16 protein-coding genes are annotated in these 14832 nt (G+C 39.6%); 7 read left to right on the top strand and 9 right to left on the bottom strand.

What is annotated here, in order from left to right:
* Nucleotides 1–2 precede the first annotated feature (2 nt).
* Nucleotides 3–1097 carry an HNH endonuclease gene (locus tag AC5SLP_RS04415; protein ID WP_495253936.1) on the top strand — a complete coding sequence of 365 codons (1095 nt, stop codon included), beginning with the start codon at nucleotides 3–5 and terminating at the stop codon, nucleotides 1095–1097.
* Nucleotides 1098–1256: 159 nt separating this feature from the next.
* Here the strand turns inward: AC5SLP_RS04415 and AC5SLP_RS04420 are convergent, their stop codons facing one another.
* From AC5SLP_RS04420 to AC5SLP_RS04430, 3 genes are all read right to left on the bottom strand, one after another.
* Complete coding sequence (locus AC5SLP_RS04420) at nucleotides 1257–3398, bottom strand: methyl-accepting chemotaxis protein (RefSeq protein WP_495253937.1); 2142 nt, start codon at nucleotides 3396–3398, stop codon at nucleotides 1257–1259.
* Nucleotides 3399–3650: 252 nt separating this feature from the next.
* On the bottom strand, nucleotides 3651–4127 hold the full coding sequence (locus tag AC5SLP_RS04425) for a GNAT family N-acetyltransferase (protein ID WP_495253938.1): 477 nt from the start codon (nucleotides 4125–4127) through the stop codon (nucleotides 3651–3653).
* 49 nt (nucleotides 4128–4176) lie between these two features.
* A complete protein-coding gene (locus tag AC5SLP_RS04430; protein WP_495253939.1) occupies nucleotides 4177–4641 on the bottom strand; it encodes a hypothetical protein in 465 nt (154 codons plus the stop codon).
* 179 nt (nucleotides 4642–4820) lie between these two features.
* Here AC5SLP_RS04430 and nifH point away from each other — a divergent pair, with 179 nt between their 5' ends.
* The 6 genes from nifH (at nucleotide 4821) to AC5SLP_RS04460 (ending at nucleotide 11333) form a co-directional block, all read left to right on the top strand.
* Complete coding sequence (nifH, locus tag AC5SLP_RS04435) at nucleotides 4821–5732, top strand: nitrogenase iron protein (RefSeq protein ID WP_495253940.1); 912 nt, start codon at nucleotides 4821–4823, stop codon at nucleotides 5730–5732.
* Between the two features lie 28 nt (nucleotides 5733–5760).
* Nucleotides 5761–6120, top strand: a complete 360-nt coding sequence (locus AC5SLP_RS04440) for a hypothetical protein (RefSeq protein ID WP_495253941.1) — start codon at nucleotides 5761–5763, stop codon at nucleotides 6118–6120.
* A gap of 29 nt (nucleotides 6121–6149) precedes the next feature.
* A complete protein-coding gene (gene nifD, locus AC5SLP_RS04445; RefSeq protein WP_495253942.1) occupies nucleotides 6150–7604 on the top strand; it encodes a nitrogenase molybdenum-iron protein alpha chain in 1455 nt (484 codons plus the stop codon).
* 10 nt (nucleotides 7605–7614) lie between these two features.
* Nucleotides 7615–9162 (top strand): nitrogenase molybdenum-iron protein subunit beta, encoded by a 1548-nt coding sequence (gene nifK / locus AC5SLP_RS04450; protein WP_495253943.1) that lies wholly within the window; start codon nucleotides 7615–7617, stop codon nucleotides 9160–9162.
* 131 nt (nucleotides 9163–9293) lie between these two features.
* Nucleotides 9294–10859, top strand: a complete 1566-nt coding sequence (locus AC5SLP_RS04455; protein WP_495253944.1) for a GNAT family N-acetyltransferase — start codon at nucleotides 9294–9296, stop codon at nucleotides 10857–10859.
* A complete protein-coding gene (locus AC5SLP_RS04460) occupies nucleotides 10860–11333 on the top strand; it encodes a ribonuclease HI (RefSeq protein ID WP_495253945.1) in 474 nt (157 codons plus the stop codon).
* A gap of 46 nt (nucleotides 11334–11379) precedes the next feature.
* Here AC5SLP_RS04460 and AC5SLP_RS04465 read toward each other — a convergent pair whose 3' ends face one another.
* The 6 genes from AC5SLP_RS04465 to AC5SLP_RS04490 all read right to left on the bottom strand — a co-directional run bounded on the left by AC5SLP_RS04465 (nucleotide 11380) and on the right by AC5SLP_RS04490 (nucleotide 14758).
* On the bottom strand, nucleotides 11380–11670 hold the full coding sequence (locus AC5SLP_RS04465) for a sll1863 family stress response protein (protein ID WP_495253946.1): 291 nt from the start codon (nucleotides 11668–11670) through the stop codon (nucleotides 11380–11382).
* Nucleotides 11671–11733: 63 nt separating this feature from the next.
* The gene (locus AC5SLP_RS04470; protein WP_495253947.1) at nucleotides 11734–12033 is read right to left on the bottom strand and encodes a sll1863 family stress response protein; all 300 of its coding nucleotides are present in this window, start codon (nucleotides 12031–12033) and stop codon (nucleotides 11734–11736) included.
* A 131-nt stretch (nucleotides 12034–12164) separates the two neighbouring features.
* Nucleotides 12165–12314, bottom strand: coding sequence for a hypothetical protein (locus tag AC5SLP_RS04475; RefSeq protein WP_495253948.1), 150 nt, complete (start codon nucleotides 12312–12314; stop codon nucleotides 12165–12167).
* 425 nt (nucleotides 12315–12739) lie between these two features.
* Complete coding sequence (locus AC5SLP_RS04480) at nucleotides 12740–13090, bottom strand: hypothetical protein (protein WP_495253949.1); 351 nt, start codon at nucleotides 13088–13090, stop codon at nucleotides 12740–12742.
* On the bottom strand, nucleotides 13087–14136 hold the full coding sequence (locus AC5SLP_RS04485) for a sensor histidine kinase (RefSeq protein ID WP_495253950.1): 1050 nt from the start codon (nucleotides 14134–14136) through the stop codon (nucleotides 13087–13089). Before AC5SLP_RS04485 ends, AC5SLP_RS04480 begins: the two co-directional genes overlap by 4 nt.
* Nucleotides 14123–14758: a response regulator transcription factor gene (locus AC5SLP_RS04490; protein WP_495253951.1), complete on the bottom strand. Its 636-nt coding sequence runs from the start codon at nucleotides 14756–14758 to the stop codon at nucleotides 14123–14125. Before AC5SLP_RS04490 ends, AC5SLP_RS04485 begins: the two co-directional genes overlap by 14 nt.
* Nucleotides 14759–14832: the final 74 nt, after the last annotated feature.

Consider the following 14832-nt stretch of genomic DNA (forward strand, 5'->3'; position numbering starts at 1 on the left):
AGATGGAAAATGTAGTATTCATTAAGGCATATGTGGATTTAAATGAAGCGAAATTTGATGATATAAGTCAAGATACACTATACGATGGATTTCGTGGAATTTGGAGAATTAGTAAAAACAGAATCAAGGATTTGCAATATGCATTTGCAATACATGACGAAATTATAAAATGTGTATATAAAATTGACAAATGGCATAATGCCAATACAACAAAATACAAAACAAGAACAATCAATATGGATGATCCAAAACTAAATACTAGACTTGAATTTACAGGCAAAGTTGCAGACGACATGCAACATTTTATTGGGCAAGATGTATCTCAATATTATACAAGAGGAGAAGCAAATCCGATTAAGTATATGAATCTAGAAAAACTTCAAAAAGATCTTTTTAAACATAGTACAACCATAAATGATCACAATGATAACTGGACAACTGCTGAACTTGAAGCAGCAGTTATCGCGTATGTTGATATGCGACAAAAAGAGCTGGATGGAGTAAAGTACACAAAAAAGGCATACTATACTGCTTTAGCAAAACAATTTAGAAGAAGTGAAAAATCTTACGATTATCGTATGCAAAATATTTCATATGTCTATTCGCTTATGGGAAGAAGCTGGGTGTCTGGTCTTAAACCTGCAAAGAATGTTGGTTCAAGGATTGTTGGAGAATTAGAAGCATTAATTAATAAAATTGAAGGTCAAAAAACAAATTCCATTGCTAAATTTGAATCAACAGTTAGAAGCTTAAGGAAGCAGGAAAACCAAGTTCAACCGAAGGGTAATAAAAATCCTGGTAAATCAACTACAGAATCTACCCAATATGATCGTGACCCTCAGGTAGTTGCTTGGATTTTAAATCAAGCCAATGGTGTTTGTGAAAATTGCAATTGTAATGCGCCATTTGAGAAAGAAGATGGTAGCCTTTTTTTAGAAGTCCACCATTTACGAAGATTGGCAGATGGGGGTTCTGATACTATTAATAATGCAATAGCAGTATGTCCAAATTGTCATAGGGAACTACATTATGGTATTAAGAAAGTACTAATGCTAGAAGCCATTTATTCAAAAATATCCCGCCTAAGTGCTGAATAAAGCAGAAAAAAGGGAAAAAAGGGGACAGGCTACTTTAATCCTGTCCCCTTTAATCCTTTACTCTAAAAAGTGATTTTTCTGCCAAGACTAAAAATTTAGCCCTGCCCCTCGTAAACACTCGAAAACCAAGTGATTAAAGCCCTAAAATAGGGCTTTAACTTATGTTCTGAATTTATTGAGGATGGCGTTGAGTTGTGTGGTGAGTTCATTGAGGTGCTCACTCGCCCCTGCGATTTCTTCCACACTTCTGGTATTTTGCGTTGCTAACGTATTGATCTCTTCGATTTTGGAAACAATGGTATCGATTTTTTCACCTGTTTGAATGTAGTCATTGACCGTTTTTTCATTGAGTTTGGTTGCAACATTCATCATAGAAACAGTGTTATCCAGTTTGCTTTCTACATCCCCCGCGAGCGTGTTTAATTCTTGGATTTGTGCTGAATTAACATTCATTCTCTCTGAGCTGTCCGTGATAGCTTGAACAATGACATTAATGGTTGCGTTGATTTCAACTAAACTTTTTTGGGTGCGCTCTGCTAAGGTGCGTACTTCATCGGCAACGACTGCAAAGCCTCTTCCATGCTCTCCTGCACGTGCAGCTTCGATGGCAGCATTGAGTGCTAAAAGGTTTGTTTGATCAGCAATATCGCCGATGACGGTAAGAACATTTTTAACTTGGTCGGCATCAGAGTTAAGTTGTTGGATTTTTTGTGCAAGTTCTTGCTCTGTTTGCGCGCTCTCTTGAACACGCTGTCCTAGTTTTTGAAGGAACTTACGAGCACTTTGGAGTTCATTATTTGCCTTAACTATCTCTTCTTTTGAAGCTTTTGCTTCATTGACGGAAGAGACAATTTCTTGTTTGGTCTCGCTTGACATGTGTGTGGCTTGAGAAATGATGCTTGAAGAGTCTTCCACGCGTTTGCCCACTTGCAGGGTTGTCGCAGAGAGCTCATGCGCAATCGATGCATTTTCAGAACTGGTGTCTTTTGCTAATTTGATGGTTGAGTGAACTTTATCGATAAATTGGTTAATCTCATGGGAAGCATCACCAATTTCATCTTGATTTTTAATAGCTAATTTTTTGGTTAAATCACCATCACCTGTTGCCAAATCATGGGCAGTTTCTTTAAGGTTTAAAAGAGGTTTGGCAATAATACTGGTGGTAAGAAAATAGATTGCAATAATAGCCAGTAAAGCAACGATAACACCAACGACAATTTGCAATAAAGCATTACTGTAAAGTCGATCGCTCATATCTTTATCAAGCACCAAAGCTTTAGCCAATATAATTTCCCGTGGTACTTGAATCAGAACCGCCCAAGGTTTACCCGTCTGTCCAAGCTTGATTGGAGCAACTGCTTCTATCATTCCACTATCATCGTTGATACGAACTAACGCCTTACCTGCTTGAATAGCTTCATAAATCTTTTCCCAACCTTTAGGCATCACTTGTTTAAAATGACCCCCGATCATAGAAGGATTTTCGCTTTGGGCTACCAACAGACCATTGTCAGCAATGATGGATACCTGTCCATGAGCTTCAAACAACTCCGCATCAACTTTTTTGGCAATTTTCTGAACAAAATCTAAGTTATAATCCGCCCCTGCAACACCATAGAATTTACCATTGACGTTAATAGGCACAGACATCGTTGCGAGAAATACTTGCTTACCTTGTACGATATAGGGTAAAGGTCCAAGCACACTTTCTTTATTCTGCTCACGAGGGGTAATGTACCAGCCACCTTTTAGAACACCGTTAGGATGTTTGTCGTAGGTGTCGTACTCTACTAAAGGTTGAACGGCAATATTGCCTTTATCATCACGCGTCCAATAGGGGGTAAAGCGTCCGGTAGTTGGATTGTTACCGTCTTTGTTTACACGGAAGTTCTCATCAGCCCCATCGATTGCATTTGGCTCCCAACAGGAGTAGGTACCATTAAAACTTGTGTTACGTTTTAATACATTAAGAAGTATAGCATTGAGCTGATCGCGGCCAATGTCCAGAGCACCTTTACCATCTTTAGATTTAAATTTACTCACTTCAAAGGTGTTAGCCATGGTACGTGCAGCATCCAAAGCCAACGCCAATTCAGCCTGAATGGTACCACTTTGCTCGCCGGCTAAATTTTGCAGTCTCTCCATGTTGAGCTCAGTCAGCAAAGAGGAAACCTCCTTAGAAACCGCATCTTGTGTGCTTTTAGATGAATACAACCCATACCCCACCAATAGGATAACGGCTGAAATCAGGCAAAGCCCAGCTATTACAACAATCTTAGTTTGAATTGACTTAAATATCATCACGCACCCCCTTTGTTGTTAATTGTATATAAAAATATGCAATTAGTTAATCTATTCTAGATAAAAATTGATTCAAAGTCAATGATTTTATTCGTCCATAATATAGGGCACTGAGGGGTGTTTTCTAAGATAAACTATAAAAGGGCAAAAAGGGGAGATACTTTAAATTAAAACCTTTACATGTAAAGTGAAAAATTTAAAAAATAGCCTATTTCCTTTGACTCTTTTAATGGCTTATTGAAGTAAAAAAAGCTACTTAAAATTCAACAGATAAACTAGCCTTTCTCCTCTCTCTGTCAAAATAGTTTTTTCGTATTTGAGTCCAAGTTTTTCTATGCATTTTATAGAGGCAACGTTTTCAGGATAAACGGTTGCGACGGCTCTGTTTTTGAGCAAAGCATTTTTGATTGATTCTATTTGGGCTTTGCCGATTTCGCTGGCATATCCTTGTCCCCAAAATTTTTTTGCCAAGATAAAACCAAATTCATAGTCATCTTCTTGCAAATAAGAACAAGGCAGAACACCTGCTAAACCGATTATCTCATGTGTCGTATTGTTTTCTAAAACCTTTAAGCCTATTTGTTTTACATACTCATAGACGTTTTGCTCTAAAATAGTATCTTTCCCGAAGGTATATTTGATAACATCTTTATCACTAAAAATAAGTTCATATAACGTTTGGCTATCTTCTTGATTTAACGCTCTGAGTCTTAATCTATCTGTTTTCATTTGGATTCTTTGTATATTTTTTGGAAAGGATATTTTATAAAAAAACATCTTAACCTCTGAGCATAACCCCCAAGAAGATGGCGACAATTCCCAAAACAATATTCAGAGGCAGTAAAACCGTAGGGAGCAAGCGTACGTGTTCTTTGGCGCCTGCAAAGTTGCCTTGTTCAAAAAGCGTTTGTGCGTGTGTGCGCTTGATGTACATGTACACATAATTGAGCGTCATAATTGTCCAAAGAGTCTCTTTGATATGAACCACCGCTCCTGATAAGCCTGTTCCTTTTAAGATGATAAACCCGCAAAGGACAATCAAGACAATAAAAGGCATGACAAGGTTAAACAACCGACCTACGATGTGTAATGTTTTTCCAAGCTTTATTTTTGGCTCTTCAATACTTTGAAGTACGGGATGAACAGCAAATTTGATAGCGACCATTCCACCCACCCAAATTACGGCTGAGACGATATGTAAAAATAGAATGATCGTTTTATAATGCTCAAAAAGTGCTTGCATCTTTTCTCCTTTTCCATATTATATAGCGGTTGATTATAACCAAACACTCACTTAGGAATATTGACACTTTACATGTAAATATTTTGCTTTATGTTTGAATTTTTTTTCCAAAATATTTTTCTATGGAACACTATATGCAAAAGTGTGTTGTGAAATAAAACTCACACAAGGAGAACAAAATGGCAGAGCTTCGACAAATTGCTTTTTATGGCAAAGGCGGAATTGGTAAATCTACCACTTCACAAAATACACTGGCTGCAATGGCACACTACTTCGGTAAAAAAATCCTTATCGTTGGATGTGACCCTAAAGCGGACTCAACACGACTTATCTTGCATGAAAAAGCACAATGTACCATTATGCAACTAGCAAGTGAAGCAGGTACGGTTGAAGACTTAGAGCTTGAAGATGTATGTAAACCAGGCGCGGCTGAGTTTGACCCAGATAACACAGATATTACAGATGGTTTTATCATGTGTGCAGAATCAGGTGGACCAGAACCAGGCGTTGGTTGTGCAGGTCGTGGTGTTATTACAGCGATTAACTTCCTTGAGGAAGAGGGTGCTTATGACCAAGATTTAGATTTCGTCTCTTACGACGTACTCGGTGACGTTGTTTGTGGTGGATTTGCGATGCCAATTCGTGAAGGTAAAGCACAAGAAATCTACATCGTTATGTCAGGTGAAATGATGGCTATGTATGCGGCTAACAACATCTCTAAAGGTATTTTAAAATACGCAAATACAGGTGGTGTCCGTCTAGCAGGTCTTATTTGTAACGCTCGTATGACAGACCGTGAATACGATCTTGCAAAACACTTGGCTGAACAAATCGGAACACAACTCATTCACTTCGTACCAAGAAGTAACCACGTACAACGTGCAGAGCTTCGCCGTATGACGGTTGTTGAGTTTGCGGATAAAACAGACCAAGCGTTTGAGTACAAAGAGCTTGCTCGTAAAATCATTCACAATGACCTTAAAGTTATTCCTAAACCATTGGAAATGGATGACCTTGAAGCGTTATTGATGGAGTACGGTTTGGAAGAAGAAGTCGAAGCAGATGCTATCGGCAAAAAAGCAACAGCTTAATTAACTATAGATACATAAGGAGCACACAATGTTTATTTGCGGATACCACTTTCCAGCAACAATGGGAAATAAAATTAGTCATGAACAAGTTATCGAAAGAGTCACAGCAGAAGTTGGCGATCTTTCAGATGTTAGTTACGCAGTTCTTATCAGTGAAAACCGTGATGGTGTTAAACAAGAAGACTTAAGAGTTGAAAAAGGATCATTCCTTTTCACCGCATTGGCTGATTACTACAAAAAATCAGACATCGAAGGTGAATACAAAATGATTTTCTATACCAACAAGTATCAAATGAGCGAAATTTCGAAAGCAGTCGATGGTGCTGCAACAGCAGATGTTTGCAAAAAGCTTGACGATATGCTTCTTTACAGAGTAAAAGTTGCTTAATCGCGCTACAAAAAATTAAGGAAAGAGCCATGACAACAGAAACATTGCTAAGCCAGCAACAAGCCGCAATCGCGGAAGTGCTTGAAGCTTATCCTGAAAAGGCAAAAAAAAGTAGGGAAAAACACCTTGGTGTTGATATGCCTGATGGTGTAAAAGGTGCTTGTGACGCGACGAAGAGCAATAAGCAAACTGTTCCAGGTGTTATGTCTCAGCGAGGCTGTGCGTACGCTGGAAGTAAGGGCGTTGTTTGGGGTCCTGTGAAAGATATGATTCATATCAGCCATGGACCTATCGGATGCGGTCAATACAGCCGTGCAGGTAGAAGAAACTATTACATCGGAACAACAGGTGTTGATACCTATGTAACGATGAACTTCTCAACCGATTACAACGAAAAAGATATCGTATTTGGTGGCGATAAAAAACTCAAAGCGGCACTCGCTGAGATTGATACGCTTTTCCCACTTAACAACGGTATTTCCGTACAAAGTGAGTGCCCAATCGGTTTGATTGGTGATGATATCCAAGCTGTTGCTAAAGCCTATAAAAAAGAGTCAGGCAAACCTACCATTGCTGTTTCATGTGAAGGCTTCCGTGGTGTTTCTCAAAGTCTAGGTCACCATATCGCGAACGATATGATCCGTGATGAGGTCTTACCTGATAACTCTTATAAAAAAGATTTTGAATCAACTCCCTATGATGTCGCTATCATTGGTGACTATAACATCGGTGGAGATGCATGGAGTTCAAGAATTTTACTAGAAGAGATGGGTCTTCGTGTTATCGCTCAATGGAGTGGTGATGCAACCTATAAAGAATTGACGATTGCTCCAAAAGCGAAAATCAACCTTCTTCACTGCTACCGAAGTATGAACTACGTTGTTCGTCATATGGAGCAAGAATTTGGTGTGCCTTGGATGGAATATAACTTCTTTGGACCAAGCAAAACAACAGAAAGCTTACGCAAAATTGCGGCATTCTTTGATGAGAGTATCCAAGCAAAAACAGAAGAAGTGATTGCTAAATATACTGCAATGACCGATAAAGTCATCGCAAAATACAAACCAAAGTTAGAAGGCAAAACCGTAATGCTTTACGTTGGTGGTTTACGCCCTCGTCACGTTATCGGTGCTTACGAAGATTTAGGAATGAAAATTATTGGTACAGGTTACGAGTTTGGTCACGGTGATGACTACAAACGAACCAAAGATGAGTTAAATGGTACAACATTGATTTACGATGATACCAACGAATATGAATTAGAGCAATTCGTTAAAAGACTCAAACCAGACTTAGTAGCCAGCGGTGTTAAAGAGAAGTATGTCTTCCAAAAAATGGGCTTGCCATTTAGACAAATGCACTCTTGGGATTATAGTGGTCCGTATCATGGATACGATGCCTTTGCAATTTTTGCAAAAGACATGGATTTGGCGTTGAACTCCCCAGTATGGGCTCACACCAAAGCACCATGGGAATCTAACTAAGGAGAGCACAATGCAAGACGTAGAAAACATAGTAAATGGGCAGAAGCTCTTTTTAAAACCAGAGTATCAAGACGTTTTCAAAAACAAACAACAATTTGAAGGTCACGCAGGTGCTACCAATCCTGAGAAAGTTGTTGAAATCGCTAAGTGGACAACCACATGGGAATACCGTGAGAAAAACTTAGCACGTGAGCACATTACGATTAACCCAGCAAAAGCATGTCAGCCTTTAGGAGCTGTTATGGCTGCGCTTGGTTTTGAAAACACTATGCCATATGTTCATGGAAGTCACGGTTGTGTGGCTTACTTTAGAAGCTATTTTACACGTCACTTTAAAGAGCCAACTCCTTGTGTATCTGACTCTATGAGTGAGAGTGCGGCGGTTTTTGGTGGACTTGCAAACATGAAAGAGGGTTTACGTAACTGTAAAGCCCTTTACAAACCAGATATGATTGCGGTTTCTACCACATGTATGGCAGAAGTTATCGGTGATGACTTGGGTGCGTTTGTTATCGGTGCGCGTAAAGATGCTGAAGGGGAACTTGACAATACGCCAATCCCAGCGGCACATACGCCTTCATTTGTCGGTAGCCACGTTACAGGTTATGACAATATGATGAACGCTATCTTACAAGAATTGAACCCTTTTGAAGCACGCGGTGAGAAAGATGCTGAACGTATCAACATCATTCCTGGTTTTGAACCATACCTCGGTAGCTTAAAAGAAGTGAAAAAAATCGCTGCTATGTTCAGCGACAAAATCGTTATGATTGGTGACCATGAAGAGCAATGGAATACTCCAGCAGGCGAATATAAACTCTTCGCAGGTGGTACACCACTTTCTGTTGCTAAAACAGCAAGCAGTGCAGGAGCGACGATTTCACTTCAAAAGTATTCAACACAAGCAACAGGTAAAACCGTCAAAAATGATTGGAAACAAGAGTACATTACATGTAATCCAATCGGTCTTGGCGGTACAGACGCGTTTGTGATGAAACTCAGCGAACTTACGGGTAAACCAGTGCCAAAAGAGTTGAGTGTTCAACGTGGTCAATTAGTCGATGCTATGCAAGACAGTTATCCGTATATGCACGGCAAAAAATTCGCTATCTGGGGAGACCCTGACTTCTTGTTAGGTGTTGTCTCTTTCTTAGTTGAAATGGGTGCTGTTCCAACGCATGTTCTTTGCCACAATGCTCCACGTAAAGGTTGGGAAAAAGAGATGCAAGCTATCCTTGATAAATGTACTTTCAAAGAAGAGTGCAATATCTGGGCGGGTAAAGACTTGTGGGCTTTAAGAAGTCTACTTTTCACAGAACCTGTAGATTTCATGATCGGTAATGTTTATGGTAAAGAGTTGTACAGAGATACAAAAATACCACTTATTCGTATCGGTTTCCCAATTTTTGATAGACACCACCTCCATAGATACTCAATCAGTGGCTATGAAGGCGCGCTTAACCTTTTAACTTGGATCACTAACTCCGTCCTAGACGCGTTGGATGAAGAGACAAAAGGTATCGCAAAAACAGATTATTTCTTCGACTGTGTGAGATAAGAGAAGAGCGTAAGCTCTTCTTCTTTCTCCTTCTCTTTCTCCTTTCATTCCAAACCAACGGTAAATACAAACTGTGATAAGATTTCATTGATACTTTTTAGTCTCAGGGTACAATAGAAAAGGAAATTTTTATGGGAAACAGTGACGATTCAAAATTTGCAAATAAACTGATACTTCGCAATCTACAATTAGAAGACTACGAGCACGTTAAAAAAATTATGGACAGAGTTTATCCGACGCTTGGAGGTTGGACGCTTGAAGAGTTTAGCGCGCAACTGAACACCTTTCCTGAAGGGCAAATCTGCATTGAAGACGATGGCAAAGTCATCGCGGCGGCACAGAGTTTAATCGTGGATTATGATAAATTTGGCGACAGACACACGTACAATCAAATTACGGGTGAAGGCATGATTACAACGCACGACCCTAAAGGAAATACGCTGTACGGATTAGACATCTTTGTCGATCCTGATTACAGAGGACTTCGCCTTGGCAGAAGGCTTTATGATGCTAGAAAAGAGCTGTGTTACAGGCTCAATCTAAAGCGTATCATCGCAGGTGGGCGCATTCCTGGGTATGCAGAACATGCGCATGAAATGACCCCTAAAAAATACATCGAACTGGTTAAGGATAAAGAGCTACGCGACCACGTTTTAGGGTTTCAGCTCTCAAATGATTTTCATGTCAGGCGTGTGTTAAAAGGCTACCTTAAAGGAGATGCCGCATCGCGCGAGTACGCCACGCTTTTGGAGTGGAGCAATGTGGACTATGAAGAGCCGCATACGAACCCAACGGTCAATCGAGGCATTGTGCGTGTGGGCATTGTACAGTGGCAAATGCGCAGTGTTAAAAGCGTGGAAGAGTTTTTAGACCAAGTTGAATTTTTCGTGGACGCGATGGCAGGCTACAATGCCGATTTTGTGTTGTTTCCTGAATTTTTCAACGCACCTTTGATGGCTTTGCGCAGTGATGAAAACCAAGAAACGGCTATTCGTACGGTGGCAGCTTACACCGACACCTTGGTCGAGAAAATAGGGCAGTTTGCCGTGCGTTACAACATCAACATCATTGCAGGCAGTATGCCTGAATACGATGGCAATACGCTCTATAACGCCAGTTATTTGTGCCGTCGTGATGGTACGAAAGACTCGCAGAAAAAACTGCATATCACACCCGATGAAGAGGCGTATTGGGGTATGCATGGCGGCGATAAGCTTTGCATATTTGAAACTGATGTCGGACGTGTGGGCATTCTCGTCTGTTACGATGTTGAGTACCCTGAACTTCCACGTCTTTTGGCAGAACAAGGCATTGATATTCTCTTTGTTCCTTACTGGACAGACACGAAAAACAGTTACTTGCGCGTGCGTCGTTGCGCACAAGCTAGAGCGATTGAAAATGAGTGTTATGTCGCTATTTCTGGCAGTGTCGGCACACTTCCACGGGTTGAAAACATGGATATTCAGTACTCACAAGCAGCCGTCTTTAGCCCTTCAGATTTTGCGTTTCCACACGATGCGACCATTGCAGAAGCTACGCCAAATACCGAGATGACCCTCGTGGCTGATTTGGATTTGAGCTTGTTAAAGGAGCTAAGAGAACGAGGTAGCGTGCGCAATCTACGCTCACGCCGTAATGATTTGTACAGTTTGCGATGGAAGGGCGATAAAGAAGATTTTGTTGTGGTAAAAGGCTAGGTGATACGGCTTTTTAGCGATGGCAGTGTCAATGCAAAGACACATGTGGGTTTTGGTGCTTATGTCATCGTCCCTGAAAATGCCACTTTGGAAGCTCTTGAGTCTTTACATGTAAAGGTGAAAGAGTTTCGGCAGACTTCTTCCACCACGCTTGAACTTCAAACGCTTCTGTGGGCATTGGACGAGGTGGGAGAGAGTGAAGAAGCGATTGTAATTTACACCGATTCTCAAAATATCATCACGCTACCAAACAGAAGAGAGCGGTTTGAGCGCAATAATTATGCAACAAAGCACAAAAATATTCATGAACATGCTCTATTGTACCAAGCGTTTTATAAGGTGATGGATAAGAAAAAGTGCTCTTTGGTAAAAGTAAAAGGGCATAAGCTGACCTCTCAGAAAGATGATGCGGATCATTACTTTACACTTGTCGATAGAGCCTCACGTGAAGCGCTTCGAAAAAGTAGTTTATAACCTTTTACATGTAAAAGGTTATAAACACTCGTAACGTTAAGCTAGTTTACTTGCCAAAATGTTTTGAAACGTGATGCAGTGTTGATTTAGTCGATTGCCAAATGGACTCAACCCCTTTTCTTAGTGTGTCAAATTTTTCTTCACTTGCCACTCTAAGTTCCGCAAGTTTGGTCTGACCTTCACTGACTTTGTCTTCAAGTTGTTTGATTTGTTTGTGCATTTCGATTTGAGCCGTAGCACTAGCATGTGTGGCTTCAGCTTTAAACTTTGCAATTTGAGTTTTACAGGTATCGAATTGTTCTTGTATTTTTTGTTCATAAAGTGTTTTGTCACTCATCAAAAATCCTTTAAAATTAGTTTGGAAAAGAGTATTGTTAAATCAACCAATACACATGAAATTTTATGCGGCGGGTTTGAATTTTGTAGCCGTATCTAAAACCGCTGTATTGATGGATTCCCATATGATTTCAAAACCTTTTTTTGCAGATTCAAAATTACTATTGGTGGTTTTTGTTAATTGTGCTAGTTCAGTTTTTCCTTCTTCAAGCTTACCTTCAAGAAGTTTGACGTGCTTACCTAATTCAACTTGTACATTAGTTCGTGCTGCTAAAGATTGTGTTCTGCAGTGAAGCATGATGGTTTTCCATTCATTCAATTGTGTTTGTTTTTTTTGTTGGTAAAGTTCTTTATCGTTATTCATAAGGTATTCCTTCTCTATTTTAATGATGTAGGGTTGTGTCCGAGAAAGTATAAGCAAAAAATTTATGGTAACGATGAGTGCAATGAATACGCAATAACGTTATCGTTACACTCAATCGTTCGCATTATGGTTTAGATTTTAATGGTTTCATCTTTTTTAGAATCTACTTTAGGACTTTGTGTACTTGGCTCAGTGACTTTAACGTCATCTTTTTTAGGCTCTGGGCTAAGAATGGCATCTTTTTTGTGGTCGTCTTTAGTATTAGGTTTATTTGTAAACATGATAGTTCCTTAATGAAGTTTGGTTGGTAGATATTGAGTAGAATGTTGTTATGAAAATGCACAGGGCTTACAATGTTATTGAACGTTTCTTCCTCTCAGGACACGTTCGAATATGCCTTAGTAGTAAAATAGCCATCTTTTAAACTCAAGACAGCTATGTTGCCTTGGCCAATTTTATCCAGTCGGCGTTTTTTTGTGAAAGCATAGAAGGAGGATACGAGGGTATGTTGATAACATACAACACTTATCGTTACGCTTCTTACTTTCACTATACTCTTTTTCTGAGGAATCTGGTCATATTTAGCCATATAATCTTGTAATGAGTTGTATTGTTACTAAAATACTCAATATTGTGATATTTTTAATGTTTTTTAATTTGTTAAAGCATAATTTAATGATTGAAGTTGTTTTGAAAATTTATTTTTTTAGCGATTTCCTCCGCCTTTGCCACCGCCACCACCTTTTCCGCCTCCACACCCACAGCCGTTTCCAGAAGCATTAGAGCCTTGGCGGTTACCGGAGAGGGCATTGATGTGTTGGGTTGCGACATCTTCATTGCTCAATGATTGCATCAGTTGTTGGCGCTTTGCCTGATTTTCTAGCATAGCACGTTCTTTAATGGCTTGTATGTAGCGATGGCGGTATTGTCTAGGAGCGTATTGCATTTTTGTGGTCAGCTCATCTATGCTTTGCGTTTTGGTAATATCTTCTTCAATTTGAGCTTCATCGCTGGCATAAAGTAGGCAGAAGAACAGAAGAAAAGCAACTATTTTCATGCGTTCTCCTTTGTCGGAAAAACCAGCGTAATAGTGGTTCCTTGCTCTAGTTGGCTCGTAACGCTAATGCGAATACCCAGCAATTGACACAAAGACTGCACGATGTTGAGTCCTAGTCCCAAACCTTTAGGATGCTCTTTATAATAACGTTCAAAAATACGCTCACACTGCTTGATACCCACGCCTGTATCGCTAATGGTAACGATGTTGTTTTGATTGCTAAGGGTTACTGTGCCTTTTTTTTGGTTATATTTACACGCATTGGAAATTAAGTTGTCAAAAATACGGGCAATGGAATCACTGTCGCTCGAAACGATGTAAGCGTGCGTATTAAAGACAAAGCTAAGGTGCGGGTAAAGTTTTTGATAAAGTTTTGCTCTTACATGTAAAAGCTCTTTTAAATCGACATCGTGTTTATGCGGAATAAATCCTTGATGCAAAACTTCCAAATTACGGTACAGCGAAGCAATGGTTTGCGCAGCAAGTTCAATGCGCTCCAATGCATCGCATGCATGTGATTTTGCCATCGCTTTGGTATTGAGTAAAATGGAGGTGACAGGTGTGTTTAAATCGTGAATCATGTCTTTGAGAAAACTCTCTAAAATATCGAGCGCCTTTTTGAGTGGATAGAGCGCATAAAAAGAGTAAAACAATGCGAACAAAAAAATAAAACCAAGAATAAAGCTGTACACGACAAGGACTTTAAAAACGATAGTATCTTTCTTTTCGTGATAATTTTCATGCGATAAAATGACTTTGAACATATTGTTTTTAGACGTTGGAATACTAAAATAAGCACACATCCCCTCAACGCATGGCTGAAGATTGAGCCTATCGACATCGTGACGATAGGCGATGACATCGACATCAAATTTTTTAGATTGAAAATCGTACGTAAATTCTTTCATTTCAGAGAAAATTTGCTCTTCCATGATGTGTTTTTGCTCGCCATAATAAAAATAAGCCACAATACTCGTCAAAAGTGTCAGTGAGAGAAAAAAGATACTAAACGTTTTAATAAACGCCTCTTTTTCATAGTGTTTCAAGGCGGTATCCTATCCCTTTGACGTTATTGAGGTGCAAGCAAAAGCGTTGTTTGAGTTTGGTAAGGTGCACTCTTAACGCAACGTCGCTGGGTTTTTCCATAACATCGTAAAAGCGCTCCTTCGAGACGGTTTGTTGTTGATTTCGCATCAAAAGATCGAGTATCTCTTTTTCAACACATCCCAAATCAACCTCTTTGCCTTCCCAAAAAATTCGTTTTTCCAATAAGTCATAGTCCATTTTTCCGTAATGAATGAGGGGATTTTTTTTGTGAATATGCGCTTTGATTCGTACAATAAGCTCATCAAACTCAAACGGTTTTTTGATGTAATCATCACAAGCGCTATCAAATGCTTTGGAGATGGTTTGAATGTCTTTGTATGCGCTGATAAAAAATGCGGGCGTTTTGTCCCCACTTTCTCGAAGCATTTTAAGAAGGTCAATCCCATTGATGAGAGGAACATTGATGTCAAAAAGATACAAATCAAAGGTGTTTTCATAGCTAAGGCTCAACGCTTCTTCACCATCTTGCGCAAGGAGAACGCTAAAGCCTTCTTCTTTTAAAAGCGCAATAAGCGTTTCACCTAAGAGGTAATCATCTTCAAGCAGTAAAATCATTGGCATACATTTCTCCTTCTTTCTTAGCATAACGTAAGTGCGTTAAGTAAGTGTTAAAGAGACGCCAAGCACTTTTACAT

The sequence above is a fragment of the Sulfurospirillum sp. E15m genome (assembly GCF_059415145.1).

What these genes read in the sequence shown, in the direction of transcription:
- AC5SLP_RS04420 (WP_495253937.1), bottom strand. Translation starts at nt 3,398, where the DNA reads ATGATATTTAAGTCAATTCAAACTAAGATTGTTGTAATAGCTGGGCTT.
- nifK (WP_495253943.1), top strand. Translation starts at nt 7,615, where the DNA reads ATGCAAGACGTAGAAAACATAGTAAATGGGCAGAAGCTCTTTTTAAAA.
- AC5SLP_RS04465 (WP_495253946.1), bottom strand. Translation starts at nt 11,670, where the DNA reads ATGAGTGACAAAACACTTTATGAACAAAAAATACAAGAACAATTCGAT.
- AC5SLP_RS04470 (WP_495253947.1), bottom strand. Translation starts at nt 12,033, where the DNA reads ATGAATAACGATAAAGAACTTTACCAACAAAAAAAACAAACACAATTG.
- AC5SLP_RS04425 (WP_495253938.1), bottom strand. Translation starts at nt 4,127, where the DNA reads ATGAAAACAGATAGATTAAGACTCAGAGCGTTAAATCAAGAAGATAGC.
- nifD (WP_495253942.1), top strand. Translation starts at nt 6,150, where the DNA reads ATGACAACAGAAACATTGCTAAGCCAGCAACAAGCCGCAATCGCGGAA.
- nifH (WP_495253940.1), top strand. Translation starts at nt 4,821, where the DNA reads ATGGCAGAGCTTCGACAAATTGCTTTTTATGGCAAAGGCGGAATTGGT.
- AC5SLP_RS04455 (WP_495253944.1), top strand. Translation starts at nt 9,294, where the DNA reads ATGGGAAACAGTGACGATTCAAAATTTGCAAATAAACTGATACTTCGC.
- AC5SLP_RS04415 (WP_495253936.1), top strand. Translation starts at nt 3, where the DNA reads ATGGAAAATGTAGTATTCATTAAGGCATATGTGGATTTAAATGAAGCG.
- AC5SLP_RS04480 (WP_495253949.1), bottom strand. Translation starts at nt 13,090, where the DNA reads ATGAAAATAGTTGCTTTTCTTCTGTTCTTCTGCCTACTTTATGCCAGC.
- AC5SLP_RS04490 (WP_495253951.1), bottom strand. Translation starts at nt 14,758, where the DNA reads ATGCCAATGATTTTACTGCTTGAAGATGATTACCTCTTAGGTGAAACG.
- AC5SLP_RS04475 (WP_495253948.1), bottom strand. Translation starts at nt 12,314, where the DNA reads ATGTTTACAAATAAACCTAATACTAAAGACGACCACAAAAAAGATGCC.
- AC5SLP_RS04430 (WP_495253939.1), bottom strand. Translation starts at nt 4,641, where the DNA reads ATGCAAGCACTTTTTGAGCATTATAAAACGATCATTCTATTTTTACAT.
- AC5SLP_RS04440 (WP_495253941.1), top strand. Translation starts at nt 5,761, where the DNA reads ATGTTTATTTGCGGATACCACTTTCCAGCAACAATGGGAAATAAAATT.